This is a genomic window from uncultured Chitinophaga sp., assembly GCF_937874145.1.
GTDB lineage: Bacteria > Bacteroidota > Bacteroidia > Chitinophagales > Chitinophagaceae > Chitinophaga.
Genome location: NZ_CALNBI010000119.1, coordinates 1 through 1,986 on the forward strand (window position 1 = coordinate 1; position 1,986 = coordinate 1,986).

Consider the following 1,986-nt stretch of genomic DNA (forward strand, 5'->3'; position numbering starts at 1 on the left):
GAATATGATCATGGACATGACGGCGCCGACTGGCCAGTACGCCCAGACCGGCAATGATGCGGAGGGATGGAGCATTTATTATAACAACAGGTTCCAGAAAAGTAATATCGTATATAAGGATCCCTCCGGCAAGCGCGACACCGTTTGGAGCGCGAAACAAGGAAGATGGGTAATTCCCAATGCACTTGACCAGGATGAGTTTACGCAGCAATTTAAGTCTTCCTGGGCGGAGGACCTGCTCCCGGAGCACCCGGAATATTGCCGCCTGGGCTATTATGAAGCGTACCGCACAAGTCTCGACTGGCAGTTCGATTTCGAACAAACGGATGAATACGACAGTGCCGTGGCAAAAGGGTACCTTAACCCCGCAAACATGGCCTCCGTGCCATTCGCCCACGGCAACGACCCGCTGGCGCTGAAGAATAAGGTCCAACTGGAAGCGGAACTCAACCAGACGGTTGCCGGAACGAATATGTGGACCACGGCCATGACGATTGTCCGCTGTGATGCCAACGACGTGGCATGCATGTCATCGCTTTCTACGCCCGCCCAGGCATTCAATCCTGCTGCTATTTGCAAGGGCGACCTCGATATGGGCTGGCGGAATTTCCGGAACGCCTATATCAATGCACGCAACAAAATTATTTTCGATGCTGTAAACGCCGGGGTATGTAACGCCAATATTGATCCCCTGCAAAATAACGGGTACGATATACATATCCGGAACCCGCGCGCTTTGCTGGCGAATGCGGGGCTGGACGGCTTACAGAACGGCGGGGCGGCAGATACCGCAAAAGCCGGCGCGCAGGCGCGGGAGCAGGAAGATAAATTCTATCTCACCAATTGCGAAGCCTATGCAACCGCCTGGCTGGCGCAGTTGAAGGAATGTTCTTTATACGATACCAATCTTATTAAATCCGAGATCATCCCCGAGTTGATCCAGGTGTGCCGGCAGGGCGCCGATCGCGACCATGTTTATGGCGCCAGCACGGTAAAACCTTCCAGCACATACCGGTTCAGGAGCTTCGAAGCGGTAATTGAAGATTTCAATGCCCGGCACGGTATCACGACCAGCATGGCCTGCAATGCCAACCTGATCCTGGCGCCTTTGCCCTACGGCAAACAAACCGTAAAGGCAGATAAGCAGACCTATACCACACCTTCCGACTGTGAGTGCAAAACGCTGTCGTTGTTGCAGAAAGAGTACGAATTGCGCAAACTGGCGGAGGATACTACTTTTTCGGCCTATATCTCCCGTGTGAAAGGGGCGAACATTTCGCAGGCGACCCTGACCATCCTCCTGGAAACCTGCAATCCGAACCGGGATGTGACCTGCAGGTATCTTCCCCGTCCTGTTCCCATCCCTGCGATCATCCAGTGCGGTGTAGCGCCGGCATGTGTGCCCTGCGAGGAAGTGAAAGATGCATATGATCATTATATATCGGTGTATCCTACCATCGTCCCCAGCCTGGAGAACATCGATTCCCTGCAGCAGGCGAAGAACATCTTCTTTACGCGCCACATGAACCAAAAGTTTGGTTATGGGCTGATGGCTTACGAATATCTCCGTTTCCTGGACAGCTGCGCCGTGCAGGGACCGGTGGGTACTACATCGGTTTGTGTGGAAGGGAGCGAGCGGAGCCGGCAACTGGTAAATACCTATACCGCTGGCGGAGTGAACGTGATCAACGACATCCAGCGTACCCATGACAATGGTTACATCATGGCCGGTTCTACTACGGGCCTCGGCAGCGGCGGCAGGGATGCTTATGTCATCAAAACGGACGCGCTCGGTAATCTCCTGTGGGCAAAAACTTTCGGTGCGGAGGCCAACGATGAGCTGGCACGGCTTGAGCGCACGGCAGACGGCGGGTATATCGCCATCGGCTCCACCAACTCTTATTGCTATGATTATGGCGCCATCCTGATCCTGAAATTGGACAGCGCGGGTAACCTTACCTGGAACAAAACCGTTGATCCCGGAAA

Annotated in this window: 1 protein-coding gene; it reads left to right on the forward strand. The window is 54.0% G+C overall.

Features of this window, described 5'->3' with window-relative positions; genetic code table 11:
* The coding region (locus Q0510_RS05530; RefSeq protein ID WP_298708999.1) for a hypothetical protein at positions 1-1,986 on the forward strand (1,986 nt) is incomplete at both ends.